The sequence below is a fragment of the Treponema bryantii NK4A124 genome (assembly GCF_000421345.1).
In the GTDB taxonomy this organism is placed as follows: Bacteria; Spirochaetota; Spirochaetia; order Treponematales; family Treponemataceae; genus Treponema_D; species Treponema_D bryantii_B.
Genome location: NZ_ATWV01000013.1, coordinates 22,394 through 39,090 on the forward strand (window position 1 = coordinate 22,394; position 16,697 = coordinate 39,090).

The 16,697-nt window shown below is 41.1% G+C and carries 11 protein-coding genes; 6 read left to right on the forward strand and 5 right to left on the reverse strand.

What is annotated here, in order from left to right; translation table 11 throughout:
• Positions 1–161: 161 nt before the first annotated feature.
• Complete coding sequence (locus tag G626_RS0112460; protein ID WP_022933120.1) at positions 162–2,159, forward strand: EAL domain-containing protein; 1,998 nt, start codon at positions 162–164, stop codon at positions 2,157–2,159.
• On the opposite strand, the gene G626_RS0112465 is transcribed toward G626_RS0112460, so the two are convergent.
• The gene (locus tag G626_RS0112465) at positions 2,156–4,132 is read right to left on the reverse strand and encodes an AMP-dependent synthetase/ligase (RefSeq protein WP_231365118.1); all 1,977 of its coding nucleotides are present in this window, start codon (positions 4,130–4,132) and stop codon (positions 2,156–2,158) included. The genes G626_RS0112460 and G626_RS0112465 overlap by 4 nt on opposite strands.
• An 18-nt stretch (positions 4,133–4,150) precedes the next feature.
• A complete protein-coding gene (locus G626_RS0112470; protein ID WP_196800494.1) occupies positions 4,151–6,256 on the reverse strand; it encodes a methyl-accepting chemotaxis protein in 2,106 nt (701 codons plus the stop codon).
• 135 nt (positions 6,257–6,391) lie between these two features.
• Between G626_RS0112470 and G626_RS0112475 the strand changes: the two genes are divergently transcribed.
• The gene (locus G626_RS0112475; RefSeq protein WP_022933123.1) at positions 6,392–7,171 is read left to right on the forward strand and encodes a tRNA1(Val) (adenine(37)-N6)-methyltransferase; all 780 of its coding nucleotides are present in this window, start codon (positions 6,392–6,394) and stop codon (positions 7,169–7,171) included.
• 75 nt (positions 7,172–7,246) lie between these two features.
• On the opposite strand, the gene G626_RS0112480 is transcribed toward G626_RS0112475, so the two are convergent.
• The gene (locus tag G626_RS0112480; RefSeq protein WP_022933124.1) at positions 7,247–7,909 is read right to left on the reverse strand and encodes a TetR/AcrR family transcriptional regulator; all 663 of its coding nucleotides are present in this window, start codon (positions 7,907–7,909) and stop codon (positions 7,247–7,249) included.
• 127 nt (positions 7,910–8,036) lie between these two features.
• Here G626_RS0112480 and G626_RS0112485 point away from each other — a divergent pair, with 127 nt between their 5' ends.
• Positions 8,037–8,261 carry a hypothetical protein gene (locus G626_RS0112485; protein WP_022933125.1) on the forward strand — a complete coding sequence of 75 codons (225 nt, stop codon included), beginning with the start codon at positions 8,037–8,039 and terminating at the stop codon, positions 8,259–8,261.
• On the opposite strand, the gene G626_RS0112490 is transcribed toward G626_RS0112485, so the two are convergent.
• Positions 8,258–9,733: an AMMECR1 domain-containing protein gene (locus G626_RS0112490; RefSeq protein WP_022933126.1), complete on the reverse strand. Its 1,476-nt coding sequence runs from the start codon at positions 9,731–9,733 to the stop codon at positions 8,258–8,260. The genes G626_RS0112485 and G626_RS0112490 overlap by 4 nt on opposite strands.
• A gap of 52 nt (positions 9,734–9,785) precedes the next feature.
• On the opposite strand from G626_RS0112490, the gene G626_RS16635 reads away from it, so the two are divergent.
• Complete coding sequence (locus tag G626_RS16635; protein WP_022933127.1) at positions 9,786–12,485, forward strand: DUF3160 domain-containing protein; 2,700 nt, start codon at positions 9,786–9,788, stop codon at positions 12,483–12,485.
• On the forward strand, positions 12,446–13,354 hold the full coding sequence (gene amrB, locus G626_RS16640; RefSeq protein ID WP_022933128.1) for an AmmeMemoRadiSam system protein B: 909 nt from the start codon (positions 12,446–12,448) through the stop codon (positions 13,352–13,354). Before G626_RS16635 ends, amrB begins: the two co-directional genes overlap by 40 nt.
• An 81-nt stretch (positions 13,355–13,435) precedes the next feature.
• On the opposite strand, the gene aspS is transcribed toward amrB, so the two are convergent.
• Entirely contained in the window at positions 13,436–15,289 is a 1,854-nt protein-coding gene (aspS, locus tag G626_RS0112505; RefSeq protein WP_022933129.1) for an aspartate--tRNA ligase, read from the reverse strand.
• 97 nt (positions 15,290–15,386) lie between these two features.
• Here aspS and G626_RS0112510 point away from each other — a divergent pair, with 97 nt between their 5' ends.
• Positions 15,387–16,685, forward strand: coding sequence for a CotH kinase family protein (locus tag G626_RS0112510; protein WP_022933130.1), 1,299 nt, complete (start codon positions 15,387–15,389; stop codon positions 16,683–16,685).
• Positions 16,686–16,697: the final 12 nt, after the last annotated feature.

Consider the following 16,697-nt stretch of genomic DNA (forward strand, 5'->3'; position numbering starts at 1 on the left):
CAAAAAGCGTGTAGCGCATTATTGCGCGGTTTTGAATCACGCAACCGTGACTGGGAGCCAATGTTTTCGTAATTACTTTATAATGCGGAAGCCCTGCTAATGCCCGATAATGACAACCGAAAAAATTCGCTTTTTACATCATTTTAGTTTATTATTAGAATATGGATACATTCGGATTTATTGCCGGAGAAATAAAACACTTTTTAGACCTTACAACCCCAATCCAGCTGCAGCTGGTGGCTCTCTCATTTCTGCTTGTTCTGGAAATAATGTATTTTCACCGCAGAAGGCTTCCCATTCTTTCTACCCGAACCTTTATAGGCATTTTAATTTTTTCACTCGTATTCATTATTGCAGACACCTCGGTTATTCCTGTTTCAAAGCTTCAATTGCCAAGAAACTGGGGAATAAGACTAGCCAGCCAGCTGCGTCTTTATGCATATCTGAATCTCTCTTTGTGCCAGTACCTCTACATAACCTTTCTCCAGGGCAGACGACAGCACATTAACATAAAAGACGGACTCAGAATATTTACCATTTACGGATTTGGAGTAATTTCGATTATTAGTGTAAACTTCCTAACAAAAAATGAGCAGCAGGGATTTTTTGCCTACGATGTAATAAACCTTATCAACAACATCATTTCTCTTTTCTATGCCTCAATGACCCTGATTGAAAGCCGGATCTTCTACAAGAAAAATCCGGATTCCTTTTTCCGTGGAAAAAGACGCTATATTTACTGGACCCTTGCCGTCTGGATTATCATAGTAGTAATTCAAATCATACAATCAAGAACGACAATTTCCAGCATCGGCGTTGCGGCCATGTGCTTTTTGATATATATGGGTCTGGAAACTCCGGGTAACTATATTGACCACGATACCGAAGCCATGAATTCCACAGCCCTGCGACTCTTTTTGCAGGACTATATCAGCCATAAAAAAGTTTTCTTTATTCTCAATATTGATATAGAAGATTATGAATCAATAGAAGAACAGTTTGGAGAAAATATAGCTACAGCCCTGATTTCAAAGGTAAGTGAGTTTGCACTAAAATCCTTTACCTTCCCGGTTTTTCATGTGGCTCCAAATTCCATTACTCTGATTGTGCCAAATAACAAACGTCTTGAACATAATTTTTATATTGATGTAATTTTAAAGCGCTTAAAGGAGAGACTGGAGCAGGCCTGGTTTGTAGGAGAAAACAGTTTTTATCTTTCTTCTCACTGCGACTTCATTGTTTACCCTGATGATTTGAATAAAGAAATCTCCATTCATGAATTTATGAGTCTTATTAATGAATGGCACTTTTATTCAAAAGACTTAGGCTTTGTCCGCCAGGCAAATCCGGAGCTGGTAAAAAATCGAAAACGTCATAATAAGATTGTAAAGCTTGTCCGCGAGGCCATAGATACCGACGGAATAGAAATGTACTATCAGCCGATTTACGAAGTTCAGTCTAAAAAATTTACGAACTTTGAAGCTCTGGTCCGCCTTAAAGATAATAAAACCTACGGCTACATCAGCCCTGAAGAATTTATTCCACTGGCAGAAAAGCATGGCCTTATTATGAGGCTTTCAGACAGAATTTTTAATCAGGTTTTTGATTTTGTTGCTTCAAATAAAATTGCAGATAAGGGAATAAGCCATATTGAAGTAAATCTTTCGGGCCTGCAGTCTGTAGATGCAGCTCTTCCGGAACAGATGACCCAGCTGCTCAGAAAATATGAGTTAAACCCAAATATCGTGAATCTTGAAATTACAGAATCAATTGCCATTACTTCAAGCTTTATGCTTAAGAAGAATATGGACGAGCTTAAAAAAATAGGCTGTACCTTCTCTATGGATGATTTTGGTACGGGCTATTCAAACCTGTCGCAAATGGCAAAAATTGACTATGAGCTTATAAAGATTGATAAGAGCCTTTTGTGGCCCTGCTTTGACAAAAATAACCCGGTTCAGGAAAATGCAAAAATCATTCTTGATAACATGATTACAATGATTTTAAGTCTTGGAAAGAAAATTGTTGTAGAAGGCGTAGAAACAAAAGAGCAGCTGGATTATCTGGAAAAGATGGGCGTAACCTACATTCAGGGCTTCTACTTTTCCAAACCGCTTCCAGCTGCCGACTACCTCAAATTCCTTGAGGAAAAAAATTAATTTTCAGCGAACATTGCTTCAATCTTGTCTTTGTAGAGGTCGTTGATGCGGAAGCGCATGATTTCCTGTTTTGCAGAAAGTTCAACACCTACTTCAAATGGTTTTGTTATCAGGCTGAACTTTGAAATGCGTTCAAACATCTTAAAGCCATTCTTTGCAGAAATAAGGTTTGCAATCTCGTTTTCGTAGAGCTTCTGAATTACTTCAGACTCAAGAAGGTTTTCGTATGTATCATACTGAATACCGTTGAAAGCTGCATAGTTCTTAACTTCATCTTCATCAACAAGAATCAAGGCTGCTAGATAGCGCTGGTCCTGGCCAACAACAACTGCCTGCTTAATATAATGTGATTCAGAAAGCTTTGTTTCAATTGGAAGAGGTTCAAGGTTTTCACCACCACGAAGAACGATAGTATCCTTAATTCGGCCCTTAATGCAAAGCTCGTTGTGAATAGTCATAATTGCAAGGTCACCTGTATCAAGCCAGCCGTCTTCATTAATTACCTTTGCAGTAAGGTCTGGGCGCTTGTAGTAGCCCTTCATAACAGTAGGGCCCTTAATCTGAAGAACACCTTCTTTACAGCGGCCAAGAACAAAACCGTCCTGAGGGTCTACAATGCGGGCTTCTACACCACGAATTGGTGAACCGATAGTTCTGAAGATTGGATCTGCCATTGGGCGAACTGCAACGATTGGAGCTGTTTCTGTAAGACCATAACCTTCTACAATCTGAACGCCGATTGCCCAGAAGAATTCATCAATAAACTTAGGGAAGGCTCCACCACCTGCAACACCGGCACGGAAGTTTGTTCCAAGCATAGACTTGATTTTTCTGAATACCAAAAGATCTCCTAGACCATAAAGAGGCCATAAGAGAGTCCAAGGAATCAGACAGAGAATCCACCAGAAAACAGTGTAATAACGGGTATAGCAGGCATTCTTGTTGAACATAAGTCGGCTCATAGCCTTCTGTGCCTTGGCAACTTTAACAAAAAAGTTGAACATGGCAAGAACAATACCACCGGTCTTGCGCATTTTCTTTGTGATTCCGTCGTAAACTGCTTCGAATACACGAGGAACGGCAGGAAGAATATGTGGATTAAGTGTCTTAAAGTCTGCAAGAAGAATTGAACCAACAGGCTTAGAATAACAAAGAACTGCACCCTGAATAAGCATAACGTATTCAACCTCTCGTTCAAAAACGTGCCATACAGGAAGTACGCTCAAGGCTCTGTCGCCAGGATTCAGATAGATTCGTTCTGGAATTTCGTCCAGCTGGGCAAGAAAGTTATGATGAGTAAGCATTACCCCCTTTGGAGTACCAGTAGTTCCCGAAGTAAAGATGATTGTAGCAAGGTCATCGCCCTTACCCTTTTCCAGTTCCTCTTCTACCTTTCCCTTATTTTCAATACGCCATTTCTGGCCGATTTTCATAAGTTCTTCGTAAAAAAGAACTTCTACACCGGCAGCTTTTGCGGCATCAAGGTTTTCCTGCTTTACTTCACTTTCAATAGAAATAACTGTTTTGAGTTCCGGAAGCTTGTCTTTGAGTGAAACAATTTTTGCTACCTGAGAATTGTTTTCTACAACACAGTATTTTGCTTCTGTAATAGAAAGGATTTTTTCAAGATCAATAGGAGTAGCATCACAGCCGCGCGGAACATCAACCGCACCAATGTTCATAATTCCTAAATCAACATAAAGCCATTCTGCACGGTTATCGGAAATAAGACCAATAGGATCTCCGCGTTTAATTCCAAGGCTCAGGAGGGCTGCACCAAAATCAAGGCCATACTGATAAAGCTCACGGTAAAGAACAGGCTCAAACTGTCCGTTCTTAAGGCGCTTCATCTGGGCATCTATTTCCGCAAACTCAGTTGCAGAATTGCGGACCATTTTAGGGATTGTGTAGTCGTCGTCGAAAATCATAGTTTTTACTCCAGAATGAATGACATTTTTAGTACATTTTGTCATTCATTCTAAAGTATACACTCAGACCTTAAATAAGTCAATCTCTGAACCAATCTGCTTAATATTGTCGCCTACTGTTCCAGAAATTACAGAAAGGGCTGCTGCAGTGGCATTCATTCGCTCAATACCAATCTGCATTTCTTCAATGCTTCCCTTCATTGAGTCTGTAGAAATCTGCAGTCTTTCAATTTCTTTAAGAATATGTTTATTTCCTTCTGCCATTTCATCAGAAGCACCATGTACTTCGGAAGTTGAGTTATTCATAGACTGCAAAGCATCGATAATCTGCTTTGAACCAATCTGCTGCTCTTCCATTGCACCCTTAATCTGTTCAACAATCTGGCTTGTTTCTCTGATGCTCTGTTCAATTGCAGTAAAGGCTGTATTAGTATCATTAGAAACGCTAACAACCTCTTCAATTGTAGCCTGAATCTTCTGGAGCTCAGAACCGATTGTCTTAGACTGGTCTGTAGAAGTTTCTGAAAGCTTACGGATTTCGTCGGCAACGACTGCAAAGCCCTTACCAGCCTCGCCTGCATGAGCCGCTTCGATTGCCGCATTCATAGCAAGAAGGTTTGTCTGCTCTGCAATATTTGCAATTGCAGTATTGGCATCCTGAAGCATTTTAGACTGCTCTTCGATACGCATGATTTTTTCGTTGGCATTGCTCTGGGTTGTAAAACCTTCGTGAGAATGAGTCTGAAGAGTTGTGAATGAAGTAATCATCTGACCAACAGACTTATTAACTGCATTAATGTTACCAATCATCTGTTCAACTGCAGCAGAAGCTTCTGTTACGCAGGCAGCCTGAGATTCAATCATGTTCTTAAGTGATTCAATATTTGAACTAATCTGGTTTACAGCACCGGCTGTTTCATCTACAGCGCCTACCTGATTCAAAATCTGACCATTTACACTTTCAATATTTGCAATGATTTCTGTAATTGATGTAGAAGCATCCTGGGTTGTTTCCTGAAGTCCGCTATCAACAGTAATAAGATTTGATTTTGACTTCTGAAGATTTGTTACAATACCCTGAAGCTTTTCTACGAATGAATTAAAGCCGTTTACAACATCACCAATTTCATCGTTTGTTGCCAGTGGAATGCGCTGTGTAAGATCTGCATTTCCGCTTGCAATAGTTTCAATTGAGCTCTTAACGGTTTTAAGAGGTTTAATAAGCAGGGAGATAAAGAAGGTAATTAATCCGCCTGCTATAAGAATTGTAAGAACAATAATAAGGAAAACAGAAGTACGGAGCTGCTTAAGAGAACCAAAATACATGTCAAAAGGAGCTACTGCAAATACAGTCCAGGTTGTATCAGGAATTCTCTTATAAGAAGCAAGAAGATGAGCATGAATATTCGGGTCAACAAATTCATCTATACCTTCTTTTCCAGCAAAAATATTGTTAAGAATAAGTCCAAGGCCCTGTGTATCATCAAGTGCCGCACCGCCATCTTCTTCGCTGGTTTCTGTATTTTCATTTAAATTTGCAACTGTGGTTGAAGTAGCCCAGTTAATAACAGAAGGATGCATTCCGCCACCCATATCAATTTCTGCAATTGTATCTGCGACTGAGTTTCCGCTGATAACCATTACAATTGCACCAATAATTCTTCCATTCTCATTACGAACCGGAACACTGTAATGCTGAAGGACTGTATCTGTAACAGGACTTAAGGTTGGATCCGAAGCATAGTCCTTACCTGCAAAAGCTTCTGTAAAATAAGCTCTTGTTTTGAAGTTCATTATTCGGCCATCTGCAACAATTGCATCTCCATTTGCATCATAAAAAGCAACATTCTCACAGTTTGCAGCAATAGAAGCGGCTATATGAGTAAGCTGCTCCTGCTTTTCTGCAAGGGAAGCATTTTCATCCTTTATAACAGTTAATTCTGCCAGGGAATGAAGGGTCTGGAAATGCCGCTTATTGATTTCCACAACCTTGTTTACAACATCTGTAGAAACTGCCTCAATTCGGGTATATACACCCTGAACCAAACCTTTAGATGCATTTCTATAAGAAATAATACCAATTGAAAGACTCGAAACAATTACGACTATCATAAACATAACGAGGAGCTTTACTGTAAGCATTACACGAAGCTTGCTTTTTTCTGCCATAAATACCATCCTTATATCTCTATATATATTTTACGGATTTTTCTGTAGATTTTTTAAATGAAAGTAGAATAATAATAATTATAACACAATATTATTAAATGTGTAATCTTTTTTTTATTAGCACCAGGGAATGAAATGATTCAGACAGACACCTTAAAAAACGGATATAAGATAATTCAGGACACAGAACGCTTTCAATTCGGAATTGATGCGGTGCTGCTGGCGGATTTTGCAGCCAGAGAAGTAAAGCCCGGGGACTCGGTAATCGACTTGGGAACAGGAACCGGGATTATTCCACTGCTGCTCGCGGGCCGGTGGAAGTCGACGGAAGGTGCTTTCGATACACCGCTTCGCGGCACTCAAGCACCGCAGGTTACTTTTACCGGCCTAGAAGTTCAGGAGGCTTCTGCTGAAATGGCAGCTCAGAGTGTTGCCTTAAACAGTCTTGAAAATCAGATTCAGATTGTACATGGTGATTTGAAGGAAGCGGGTAGCCTTTTTCCAAGGCACAGCTTTAATGTGGTAACCTGTAATCCGCCGTATATGATAGATGAACATGGCCGTCGTAATGCTCTGGATGCAAAAACTATTGCCCGCCACGAGGTTTTATGTACTCTGGAAGATGTTGTTGCGGCAGCTGATGATTTACTGGCTACACACGGAAAGTTTTTTATGATTCACAGACCCTTCCGCCTGCCGGAGATTTTTGAGGCACTGTCGGCTCACAAGCTGGAAGCAAAAAGAATGCGCCTGATTCAGCCTTTTGCAGGCAAAGAACCCAACATGGTTTTGATAGAAGCCCGTAAAAATGCAAAGCGACGGCTCACAATAGAACCGCCGCTTATAGTACGTAATGATGATGGTGAATATACTGTAGAAGTACAGGAGATCTACAATACTCCGGTGATTGAGTAGGCCTCCGGCCGTATCGAAATCACCTTTAGATATGGTCTCGATACACCGCTTCGCGGCACTCGACCACCGTTTCTTCTACAGGCTCTTAAGCATTGTCTCAACCAGCTTAAGAGTGCGGCCGAGGGCTGCCTCGTCTGTAGGAAGGGCAAAAAGTCCGCCTGCCTTACTGTCAGGATTCTGTCGAACAGTTTCTTTTCTAGCCGCAATATAAGAATCGCGCTGCTGGATAATTACTGCTGCAAATTCACTGGCAATGTCCTTAAATTCCTTTTCTGTTTTCTTTGTAATCTTTTTTGCTGCTGCAAAGGCTGAAAGCAGATCTTTAATTGAATCGCATATCTGATTGTTTTCCCCTTCCACAATCTTCAATGCTGCAAGATTAAAATACTGCTCGCTGCGTACGAAAGCATAAATCTGGAACAAAGGTTCATTTTCAAAAAGCTGGAAATAACGTGTTATAAGCTTCTTAAAAACTGCAGATGGAGCGGTTTTCCCTCCCTTAACTCCATCAAGAGTTTTTTCTTCAAGGAAGCTTATACTGTTTATTTCATTGGCACTATAAGAAATTGTAGCCTCATACATTGCATCGCGGCTTTCAAAATGGTTATAGAGCGAAGCTTTTTTAATTTCCAGTCCTTCTGAAACGTCTGCAAGAGAAGTTGCACCTGCACCCTTATCAAAAGCAGAGGCAAGAAATGCCTGGATTATTTTTTCCTGTGAAATATTTTTCTTACTCATACTATAAATATCGGTAACTAACGTTAATTAGTTTAATAGAAAATTAACGTTAGTTAGTTTTAAAAAGATTGCAAAATTGAAATTTCATTATAAAATATAAATAAAGACAAATCAGGAGGTCATTTAAATGGCTAAAAAAGGAAAAGACTATTTTGGAATGCCTTGGCTTATCAGTTTAATTTTTGCAATTATTCCGGTAACTTCATGGCTTTTTGGAGCTGTTACACGCTTCCAGGAAGGCAAATTCCTCGCAGGACTGCTTCGTCTGCTGCTTGGATGGAACATTATCTGGATTATAGACATCATTTTGATGCTTTTTACAGGTAAAATTTTAAGACTTCTTAACATCTAATCTGTATAGGTAATTGTTTGTGCCCTGTAAAAATGCAGGGCATTTTTTTTCCATCCGTCAAAACCAAGCCCCGCCTTGTTGGAAAGCCGCGCCAGAAAATCTTCTCTGGTGTAATTACGCTCAAGGGCAATAGAAGCCTGCAGCAGAGTTTTTTCGCCTTTTTCATCTTCCAATATAAGGCTGTGAAGACCTGGTTCAAAATCAAATGGCCCGGATATTTCTTCCCACTTTCCGAAAATTGAAATATTGGTATATAAATCTGCAAGTTCTTCCGGCCTTATGTAACTGTATCTGGGGTCTACAAGAGCCTCTTTTGTACAAAACTGAACTGCCTGCTCAAAGTCTTCCTCTGCCACCCCTTCATACAAAGAAAGACAGCCTCTGTCTTCTTCGGCATTTCTAAAGCGCACTGCAATTCCATAGTTTTTCTCTGGACCTGCGGTATTCTGAACAGGAGCAGCAAAATCCTGCCCCGCAAAGAAATCTTCTGCTGCCCTGTCCGCAAGATCACAAAGAGCCTGCTTTCTGGCAGTAGAAAACTTATCTTTCATGGCAATTAAGTCTCTGTCATACCAGCTGCCAAGAATCTCCCGGGCACTATCATTTCCCGCCTGTATTTTTTTACCTTTCAACAGTTCTATACATTTTTCCGGAGCATTCTGCCAGAAATAAGCGCCGGCATAAAAAGGGGTTTCCGCAGCGCAATATTTTGCAGGATTTTTCCTCCATTCTTCCCAGGCCAGCGCTTCATCATTGCTTTCAAACTTTTCGCCGAATTCTCCGCTTTCTAAAAACCAGTCTGAGCGCGACTTATAAGCTTCTGTAAACTGCTCAAGCCAGGCCCATGCTTTATCCGGCTTTGGCTGATAGGCGGCAGAAAAGGCCAGGGTTAAAAGCTCAGGCTTCTGCTTTTGAATCCAGTTACACAACTGGTCTACAAAAAGCTCAGCCGGATCTCCCGGGTCCTTCATAAAAACATCAAAATCGAGGGTAATGGCAAAGGGGCCTGTAAGTTCAACAGTCTGCAAATCATCCCAGTCTACAAGCTGCACTGTCTGCCGCATTTTATCTGCAGTTTCCGGGTAAGTATTTTTAAGGCTTCGTTCAAGCCAGTCCATGCGGGCATTTCTGTTTGGCAGCAAAAGTTTTTTTCCCGAAAGCCATATAACCTTTTTTACGTAATCTTCTTCAACAAGCTTACCAACCCAGTTAACGCTGGTTACACTTTCAATTTCGGGTCTTATATCGTGATGATAATCAAGAAGAACCAGCGTAATAGCGCCATGCTCCTGTGCATAAGCCTTTACAAAATCGTAAGAAAGTCCGTGTCTGTCGTGGAGATGAATTTGAGTTTTTTGCCGACCGCAGGAAGAAAATATGAGAGTGAAGAAAATCAAAAACAAAGAAGCAAGGCTTGCACTTATACGAGACGGAACACCCATAACTCTCATGACACGTTTTTTCTTTTTCATATTGGAATTATCGCATATAGACAGTCATTTTGAAAAGTATCATATTTATAATATGAAAAAACTATTATTTATTTTCTCAATTCTTTTATTATGTTGTTTTGCTGCTTCCTGCAAAAAAGAAAAGGAAGTAAAAACTGAAGCACCGGCTCCTGTTCAACAGCCAGCCCCTGTTGTTGAAAAAAAGGTTGAAGAGCCTCCTGCTCCCAAAAAAGTTAAGTTTGATTCCATTTATAATTTTAAGGGACAGGAACTTTCTACAGACGCATTCCACACAGATGCACATCAGGAATTTCTGGATGATCCTATGGAATTCAATGCAGTTCCAACTCAGGATATAAATGATGAAAAAACCGCTGTAGTAGGCAGCCGTGTTTGTAAAATCTATCCGAATGAAGCCTTTACTTTTGACGGCGACAGGGCAAACATAAATGAAAATATTGATTCCCTTGGCCAGGAAGTTCCTTTTGCAACAATTGTGAAAATCGGCCAGAAGCTTGAAAATTTAGACAGCAAAAATAATTATGAGCAGGGAATGTTCAATTTCCAGGATAACTGGAACTGGTTTTATAAGACTGAATATAATGGTATGGAAGGCTGGATTTTTGGTGCCGACCTTTACGGCCTTAAAGATACTACAGAAAACAACCGAATTTCTGCCCTGCTCTATTCTACCGGCGGAGTTTATGATTCCTTCTATCCTATTTCCGGTTATATTCCTCTGGAGCAGAATGTTGTAGAAAGTCTTGAAAACAATAAGCTTGCAATGCAGTCTGTAGCTCCGGCACAATGGGTTTCTAAAGATGATCTAATTGACCGCTACAATAATCTGCGCTATATAAAATCTGTTCCGCTATTTATTACAACTGATTTAGCAGCTCACAGCCAGCATCTGATTTTTGACCGCATGCTGCAATACACCGAGGAAAACTTTTTCCTGCCGGAGATGCATGAGCTTACAAAAGATTTTATTGACGCTCTTTCAAAACGTACTGATGCCCCCGAGCAGATTCGCGAGCAGGCTATCCAGTATTTTCAGGTTCCTCTTGCAATTATTGAAAGTGCTCCTCTTGTTGTAGAAACCGGAGATTTTTATAACCCGATAAAATATCAGAAAAAATCAGAAAGCGAAATCGAAAGCATGCTTTCAACTTATTCTGACGCAGTAAAAGAAGATTACAAACTTGTAATGGATGCTATGCCTGGTAAAGAAGCAATCTTTAATGAAGATGAAGATTTCAGCCAGTACAAACCACGCGGTCATTACACAAAAAATCCACTGCTCGAAACTTACTTCCGCGCAACTATGTGGTATGGTCACCTTCATTTTACAATTACAAAGCCCCGCGAAGACCAGCCTACACCAGAAGAAATTTTACAGAAGGAAGCTGTTATAACTTTGATTGTTGATACAATTCAGAAGGACGGCGACCTTTACATCAAATGGGCAAATCTCTTTAATCCTATTACTTCGCTTATTGGTATGTCAGATGATTTGAGCTTTGATGATATCTGCCCTCTTTGGAAGGACCAGAACATTACTGATTATTCTGAATGGGCTTCTAACCGCGATAACATTGTTGCCTTTATGTCTCTTTGTGCAGACACTCTCCGCCCGCCTGCAATAAGCGGCCAGTCTGTATTTAATATGTATGCAGAAGTTGATGAAGAAAGCGGAACTCCAAAGGTTCCAATGGGATGGCGACTCTTCGGCCAGCGCTTTACTTATGATTCTCTGGTTCACGAAAAGGTTTCTCCACCACGCTTTATGCCTCGTGACATTGTACGCGGTCTTGATGTTATGAAGGCCTTTGGTTCTAAAACTGCAGATGCCCTGCTTGAAAAATCTGATTATCCTGAAATGCCAGGCCTCAAAGAAATCCTCGATAATTTTGAAGAGACCTTTGCACAGTACGACAGCGACTTCTGGAACAAGACTTATTACAATCAGGTTTTGTATCAGGTAAAAACTCAGGCAACCTTTGAACAGGGAGCAGGCTTCTACTTTACAGAATCTCCTGCCTGGAACATTAAGTCACAGATTGCGGCTCATGCAACCTGGGCAGAGTTACGCCACGACACAATTCTCTATGTTAAGCAGGTTGTTGCAGAACGAGCCGGCGACGGAGATTTTGAACCAACCTTTAGAACAGAGCCGCTGCCAAAACCTGTTCATTACATTGAGCCTAACCTGCCTTTCTGGGAGGGGTCACTTGCCTCAGTTGCAAATCTTATGACTATTTATGAATACTATGATTTGCTTGATGATGAATCAAAATATGCTCTGGAAAGCCTTTCTAAGCTTTATCAGCATATTTTGAATATTGTAAAACTGGAAGTTGAAAACAAGCCTGTTGCTCAGAATGATATTGACTGGATTCCAACTATTCCTTCTTCTCTGGGCCAGCTTGTTATGGTACATAACAATAACGGATACGTTGATGATGATGAACTTTTGAAGATGGCCTGCATTGCTGATGTTTATACTAACGGTGAGCTTGGAGTATGTCTTGAAGTTGGAGTTGGAAACCCTGTAAGACTTTATGTTCCTCTTAATGACTCTCAGGGTGGAAAACGAATTGCAATTGGTTACAGCTTCAGCTATGCAGAGTTTACTCACAGCATGACAGACCGTATGACTGACGAGCAATGGAAAAAGATTGTTTATCAGCCTGGTGCTGATTTAGAAAAATACATGCCTTTCTGGGAAAAAGAATGCTTCTTAGACGAAACTACACTTTCTGTATTCCGTTAGTCTTAACTACGGTTTTAGCTCTGGCAGCTTTTGTTTTTACAGGCTGCCAGAAGTCAGACCGCAGCAGTCAGCTTACGTCAGGTCAGCTTATAAAAACCTGGGACCTTCTTGGCGAAGAGATTCCGCCTGTAATTTATGAGCCTGAACTTGAGGCCCTTCCTCCGGCAAAGGCCCAGGTTTGGAGCGGAACTGTAAGCCACCACCTGCTGGCATACAAACAGATTGACCGCTGGTTTTCTGAAATTGCAAAGAGACGCAAGGTTGAAACTTTTTTTGTAATCTGCCCTTCTCACTACGGCCTTTCTGCAAATGAATGGTCACTGGATGATTGTAACTGGGAAACTGCCAACGGCATTGTTTATTCAGATGAGAAAATTGAAAAAGAAATTACCCGGGCACTTGATGTGCCTTACGACCCTCAGGTGTTCCCGGGCGAGCACGGAGTAAATGCCCTTATTCCTTATATCTCGCGCTATTTTCCAAAAGCAAAGGTCTGTGTAATTGCCGTTCACGGGGAGCCGCCACTTAATCAGAAAAACGCCCTGAAGCTGGCAGATGCTCTTACACCCTACTTTACCGAAGCTGGCCGCAAAAAAAACTTTCTTTTGATTTCAACTGATTTTGCCCACCACGGGGATCTGGCAGGAACCGAGTTTAAAGATGAGAGGAGCCGGCAGTTTTTTAACAATCCTACAGATTCAAGCTGGGTTTTCTGCGGCTGTGATAACCGGCCGGGTATTTACGTGATTTCCAGGCTTTTGACTCCGGAGACAAAAAATGCCGTCCTTTACCATACTAATTCTTTCGAACTTTCCGGTCTGGACGGCAATGATATAACAAGCTATTTCTTTAGTTTGTTTTATGATTAACTGATACCCGTCATCCCGAACTTGTTTCGGGATCTTATTGGAGATGCTGAAACAAGTTCAGCATGACAGGTTATTTATCTACTAGTCTTTCTCGGCATCATGAATAGTTATGTGCAAGTCATCCAGCTGTTGCTGATCTACTGGTGATGGGCACTCGTCCATAGGAGATGCTGCAAGGTTATTCTTAGGGAAGGCGATAACCTCGTGGATTGATTCCTCATGGCACATGAGCATGATGAGGCGGTCGAGTCCTGGGGCAATTCCTCCGTGTGGTGGAGCACCGAACTTGAAGGCCTGAACGAGGAAGCCGAAGGCCTTCTGAGCACGCTCTTCGCTGTAACCAACAATCTTGAAAATGCGCTGCTGGAGAGCAGGATCATTAATACGCATAGAACCCGATGCAAGCTCGTAGCCGTTGAGTACCAGGTCATAAAGGTCACCCTTTACTGCGCCCGGGTCAGATTCCAGTGTATCCCAGTACTGCTTCTGAGGGAGAGTGAACATGTGGTGTTCTGTTTCCCACTTGTTTTCTTCTTCGTTCCATGCAAAGTATGGGAAGTCGATAATCCATGCAAAGTGGAATTCATCTTTTGGATTATAAAGGTTGAGGTCCTTACCAAGCTGCTTGCGGACTGCACCAAGTGCTGTACAGGCAAGCTGCCAGTTTTCGTCGCTTACAAAAAGAATAAGGTCGTTCTTTTCTGCGCCAAGCTTGCTGCAGATTTCACTTTCTTTTCCGGCATAGAACTTAGAGATTCCGCCTTCGAACTGAACCGCGTCGGTGGTTGAGCCTGTCGAAACCACCTTCATCCAGGCGAGGCCCTTTGCCTTGTAAGTTTTTGCAATTTCTTCGAGAGCTTCAATATTTTTGCGTGAGTATTTGTCTGCAACGTTCTTTACGACGAGGGCCTTAAGTCCGCTTCTCTTGTGGCGCTGAATATCGCGGCCTGCATTTGCAGCCCCTGCCTTGAAGGCGTTGAAATCAGCAAGGTCAGCCATGAAAACTGCATCCTGCATCTTCATATCAAAACGCAAATCAGGTTTGTCGCTTCCATACCAGTCAAAAGCATCTTCCCAGGCAATGCGGTCAAACTTAGCTGGCAAATCATAGTTCAAAGTCTTTTTAAAGATGTAGCCCATCATACCTTCGGTTGTGCTCAAAACCTCTTCGCGGTTTGTGAAAGACATTTCCATATCAATCTGAGTAAACTCAGGCTGGCGGTCTCCACGGGCATCTTCATCGCGGTAGCAGCGGGCAATCTGGAAGTACTTATCAAAACCAGAAACCATCAGAAGCTGCTTGTAAAGCTGAGGACTCTGTGGAAGGGAATAGAATTTTCCAGGATGAACACGGCTTGGAACCAGGTAGTCGCGGGCTCCTTCCGGTGTAGATTTAATAAAGGTTGGAGTTTCAATCTCGAGGAAGCCTTTTGATGTAAGGTACTCGCGGGTAGCAAAAGCAACCTGAGAGCGCAAAATGATATTGTGCTGCATAGGGTCGCGGCGCAGGTCCAGGTAGCGGTACTTGAGACGAAGGTCTTCGTTAGCAACTACGAGAGTTCCGTCCTTCTGGCGAACCTCTTCGATAGAGAAAGGAAGCTCCTGAGAGGTTGTGAAAATCTCAATATCAGTAGCTTCAACTTCAATTTCACCAGTTGCCATATCGGCATTAATATCTTTATCAGCGCGGGCATTAACCACGCCTTCAACTGCGATACAATATTCACTCTTGAGGCTGGCAGCAATTTTCTTAACATCATCACTAGCCTTATCGCCAACCATTACCTGAGTAATTCCATAGCGGTCGCGAAGACGAATAAACAAAAGACCGCCCAAGTCGCGGGTGCGGCTTACCCAACCATTCAAAACAACTTTCTTACCAACATCACTCTTGCGAAGCTCGCCGCAGGTGACTGTACGCTTTGTATTTTCCATAGTAAAAATCATTTTAGCGTTATGAAAGAAGTTTTACAATTAGATATATAAAAATCATTTTTTGTGTGATATTATTACTTTTTATTCAGGAGTTACTATGAAAATTAAACATTCAATTTTTGCAGTTTTAACAATTTTATTGTTTGCATCATGTTCTTTTAATGATGAACTTTATCCAGACTATGAGAATGAAGCATATAACCCTTCTCCAGCCAGACTTGAAAAAACAGGAATTCCTGTAGTTCAACTTAATACAAAAGATGGAGAAACTATTGAGTCAAAAGATGAATGGAAGGATGCCTCATTTGCAATTTTAGGAAATGCATGTGGTTTTGAAGATTTATCAATTGAAACTCTTAAAGTAAAAGGCAGAGGTAATTCTACCTGGGAACAGCCAAAGAAACCTTACTCTCTTAAACTTGAAGAAAAAGCAGAAATGCTTGGAATGCCAAAAAGCAAAAGATGGGTTTTGATTGCAAACTACAGCGATAAAACTCTTTTGCGAAATCTTTATGCTTCATACCTTGCAAACACTATTTACAAGGAAACCTGGAATCCTTCTTTTAAGTCTGTTCACCTTATTCTTAACGGCCAGTACAAGGGCGTGTATATGCTGGGTGAACAGATTAAAATTGATGATAACCGTGTAAACATAAAAGATATAAGCAAAGCCAAAAGTATAGACAAGGGCGGCTTTATTTTTGAAATTGATGGCAGGCAGGATGAAGTCTTTAATTTTGTAACAGGCAGAGGTGTCTGCATAAGTTTAAAAGATCCTGATGAAGTTAGTGACGAAATTCAGCAGAGGGTGAAAGACATAATTCAGACAGCAGAAGATGCTCTTTACAGTGAAAACTTTGCCGACCCTGCAAATGGCTGGAGAAAGTACTTTGACGAAGCTTCTGTCATTGCCTGGTATCTGATGAATGAACTTGGTAAAAATGTTGATTCTGCAAATTATGCTTCTATTTATTTTTATTATGATCCTTCTGATAAGCTTATTCACATGGGGCCTAACTGGGACTTTGACCTTGCATACGGAAATGTAAATTATGCTGACTGTGACTCTACTGAAGATTTGTATGTAAAAAATAATTCTATCTGGATTCATCAGATGTTCTTTGATGCAGGATTTGTAAACAATGTAAAGAATAAATGGAATTCTACAAGAGAGCCTCTTTTCGCATCTATAAATACATGGATTCCAGAAGAGGCTTTGTCTTTGCAGAAAGCTGCATATGTGAATTTTTCGCGATGGGAAATTCTTGGAAAATATGTATGGCCTAATCCTTCCGGATATTATAAAAGAACAACTTACCAGAGTGAAATTGATTATCTGACGGACTGGTTGAACGACCGCTATTCTTATTTGAATACTGCTCTTAATGGACTGTAATTAGATTTTTTT